This window comes from uncultured Oceanicoccus sp. (assembly GCF_963968385.1).
Taxonomy (GTDB): domain Bacteria; phylum Pseudomonadota; class Gammaproteobacteria; order Pseudomonadales; family Dasaniaceae; genus Oceanicoccus.
Window position 1 is genome coordinate 1 of record NZ_CAXAHB010000109.1, and the last position, 3,874, is coordinate 3,874.

3 protein-coding genes are annotated in these 3,874 nt (G+C 46.7%); all 3 read left to right on the top strand.

Annotated elements, in window-relative coordinates; translation table 11 throughout:
- Window positions 1-918 (top strand): NAD-dependent epimerase/dehydratase family protein (locus AACP44_RS08650; RefSeq protein ID WP_339340128.1); only part of this gene is annotated, 918 nt, incomplete at its 5' end.
- Window positions 867-1,475: a sugar transferase gene (locus AACP44_RS08655; protein ID WP_339340129.1), complete on the top strand. Its 609-nt coding sequence runs from the start codon at window positions 867-869 to the stop codon at window positions 1,473-1,475. The genes AACP44_RS08650 and AACP44_RS08655, both read left to right, overlap by 52 nt.
- Window positions 1,476-1,613: 138 nt before the next feature.
- A complete protein-coding gene (locus AACP44_RS08660) occupies window positions 1,614-3,632 on the top strand; it encodes a nucleoside-diphosphate sugar epimerase/dehydratase (RefSeq protein WP_339340130.1) in 2,019 nt (672 codons plus the stop codon).
- The last annotated feature ends 242 nt before the right edge of the window (window positions 3,633-3,874 follow it).

Here is a 3,874-nt window from a genome sequence, read left to right on the forward strand (position 1 = left end):
ATGAAAATACTAATAACAGGTGCCAACGGCTTTATCGGCAGCCAGCTCAGCTCCCTGCTGGCAGCGCAGGGCCACTCTCTGCTGTTGGCCTGCCGCAGTAAAAAGCATACCAGCCTGCCATCGGTGTTAATCGGTAATATTGATAGCTTCGATAATTGGGATAACTGCCTGGCGGATATTGATGTGGTTATTCATCTTGCCGCCTGTGTTCATCAAATGGGCGACCAGACAGAAATCAATTACCAGCGCACCAATATAGATGCGTCTGTTCGCCTGGCTGCATCGGCCAGGCGCTGTGGGGTAAAACGGTTTATTTTTCTCAGCACGATTAAAGTGAATGGCGAACAAACTCATCACGGCAAATGTTTTTCATCATTGGATGTTCCGGCCCCCACAGATGCCTATAGCGAATCGAAATTACAGGCCGAGCTGGCGCTAAAAGAAATATCGTCAAATTCAGCAATGGAGCTGGTTATTATTCGTCCGCCTTTGGTTTATGGGCCAGGCGTAAAGGCTAACTTTCTTCGTCTGGTTGAATTGGCTCAAGGCGGCATGCCTTTGCCTTTTGCCGGATTAAGAAATTATCGGGATATGGTATCGGTGGACAATTTATGTGATTTGATCGCGCATTGCATCGATAAGCCTGAGGCTACGGGTAAAACGTTGTTGGTATCCGATGGCGTGGCGTACTCAACGGCTGATATTGTCACTGCGGTGCGGGAGTTATCGGGTTTGCCGCAACGGATTTTTTATTTTCCTCCCGTTGTATTGAAATTGTTGCTAGGCTTGATGGGTAAAAAGGCCATGGCTGATCGTTTGTTCGGCAGTCTGCAAGTTGATCTATCAGCAACGACTGACATGGTGGGATGGACACCAAAATATACCCTGAAACAAACTCTAACAAAGATGCTGCATTGAATACTCCCGCTGTTATGATCATTGATCGATTGTTGGCGCTGGTTGGCCTCCTGCTGACTTTACCGATCATTATGCTGATTACTCTGCTCGGTTTTTTTGATACCGGATCTCCGCTATTTTTTCAGCATCGCGTGGGTAAAAATCAACGCCCTTTTACCTTGGTGAAATTTCGTACAATGTCACAGGGCACGGCTTCTGTTGCTACCCACAAGGTGAATGGCGATGCTGTAACGACTTTGGGTGCTATGCTGCGCAAAACCAAATTGGATGAACTGCCTCAACTTTTTAATGTCCTGAAAGGCGAGATGAGCCTGGTGGGCCCAAGACCCTGTCTGACCAGCCAGAAAGAACTGATCTATGAGCGCCAGCAACGCGGTGTTTTTGATGTATTGCCGGGTATCACGGGCTTGGCTCAGATTAATGAACTTGATATGTCAGACCCACTGCGATTATCCAAAGTGGATCAGCGGATGATTGCGAATTTTACCCTAAAGGATTATTTTAAATACTTGTTTATGACCGTTGCAGGGAGAGGGCAGGGTGATCGGGTAAACTAAGAGGTCAAATTCATGTTTTCAATATCCTCTGGTTATCTAATACTTAAGTATTAGATATTCTCTTGATTGTTAAGGATACAATACGCCAAGTTTAGCGATAGATTACATCTAAGGTATGATTGGATATAAAGGAATTCAATGAAGACTGTCCTCAATACAACCAAGCGATGGGTTGCCAACATCAAAGGGCAATTTTCTATTCCCGCTGAAAAAATCTACGAGCTACCCAGGCACTGGAAGCAAGCGGTCCTGTTAGCGATTGATCTTTGTTTTATCCCCCTCGCTATCTGGCTAGCAGTTTTGGTGCGTTGGGGCGGCTTGGCTTATGAGTTTAGAGTCGTCGATTTGCTGGCGATGATGCTAACCATGGTGTTTAGCGCCGCCTTTTTCCTGAGAGCGGGGCTATATCGAGCCATTATCCGTTATATGGGCCAGCAGGCCATTGTCACTATTGTTAAGGCGGTAACAGTATCGGCCGTGCTTTTAGCCCTAGCGATCTTTTTAACGGGTAGCGGACTTCCCCGTTCGACGCCTGTTATTTACTGGGCAACAGCCCTGATTTTAATTGGCGGTTTTCGTTTGCTGCTCCGGTCTTTCTACCATAGTGCTTTTAATAATAATCGCCTTAAGGCGGTTATTTATGGTGCTGGCGTGTCCGGTCGACAATTATCAAATGCCCTGTTTCATGGCGGAAAATACCAGACGGTAGTCTTTGTCGATGATGACGCTGCTTTGGCAGGCACCGTTATTAATGGTGTCCCTGTGTATGGTTCAAACCAGCTGCCGGCTTTAACCAAAGAGTTTGCTATTTCTTATGTGTTTCTCGCCATGCCCTCTGCTACCAGCCACCGGCGCAGTGAAATTATTGATCAATTAGAAGGCTTGCCGGTTTATGTGAAAACTGTGCCGGATTTTGCCGATTTAATGTCAGGTTCGGCCAAAGTCGAGCAATTACAGGATATTGAACTGGCGGATTTACTGGGTCGCGATGCTATTGCGCCGGATCCTAAGTTGATCGATCAATGTATTCGCGAAAAAGTGGTTATGGTCACTGGAGCCGGTGGTTCTATTGGCTCCGAGCTGTGTCGCCAGATTATCTTATGCCAGCCTGATGAATTGATTTTATTCGATATTTCCGAGTTTTTGCTGTATCAGATTGTGCGTGAATTAGAGCGCGCCAAGGCTAAAGAAGCCCACAATGTTCGCATCACCCCGTTGCTAGGTTCGGTTCAGAACCGTCGTCGCTTGGAATCGGTGATGACCGAATTTGCGGTCAATACGGTTTACCATGCGGCGGCCTATAAGCATGTGCCAATGGTCGAATATAACGTGGTTGAAGGTGTAGCTAATAATATTTTTGGCACTCTTTCTGCTGCTGGTGCCGCGGTAAAGGCCGGTGTTGATCATTTTGTGCTGATTTCTACCGATAAAGCCGTTCGCCCCACTAATGTTATGGGTGCCTCCAAGCGTATGGCTGAGCTGGTTTTGCAGGCCTTTGCCAGTAAATATAATAGTACTGACTTTTGTATGGTGCGTTTTGGCAATGTGCTGGGCTCTTCTGGCTCGGTGGTGCCGTTATTCCGTCAACAAATCCAGAATGGCGGCCCGGTGACCGTGACCCACAAAGAAATTATTCGCTATTTTATGACCATTCCCGAGGCCGCTCAGTTAGTGCTGCAGGCGAGTGCTATGAGTCAAGGCGGTGATGTTTTTGTATTAAATATGGGAGAGCCGGTCCGCATCGTTAATTTAGCCCGTCGATTAATTCGTTTGATGGGTTTTGAAGTAAAGGACAAAGCCAATCCCAAGGGTGATATCGAGATCCATTTTACCGGCCTGCGTCCCGGCGAAAAGCTTTATGAAGAATTACTGCTTGGGGATAACGTTACCGGCACCGATCACCCCAAAGTAATGCGAGCAGATGAGGCGCTGTTGCCGGAAAAGGATATCGACCTTTATACCAGACAACTCCAAGTCGCTTGTGATAATAATGATTGTGAAGTGATACAACAGATTCTGCAGAAAGCGGTGCCGGAATTTAACCCCAAAGACGGTATCTCTGATGCCATATGGACTCGCCGGTTTAAAAATGGCGTGATAGAAGCCAGCGACGCAGAAGATAATGTGATAGCCGGCAATTTCCCCAAATCGAGTTGATCAAGAACCAAGCAACGACAGCTATTCCTACTGCGAATAGCTATCATCGGGCATAAACCGCCTAATACCTTCAGCCAGATCTAAGCTATTGATAGATTTTCCTGTCAGCGACGCGTAGAATTTCGCCACCTTTTTCCTAATAAGCTAAAACGGCAATACTCAGGCGCCTCTAAATCGGCGCTAACATACTTTTTATGCAAGCTAACCAAGCATTTACCGTCGCAGAACCTGTGACTACATTG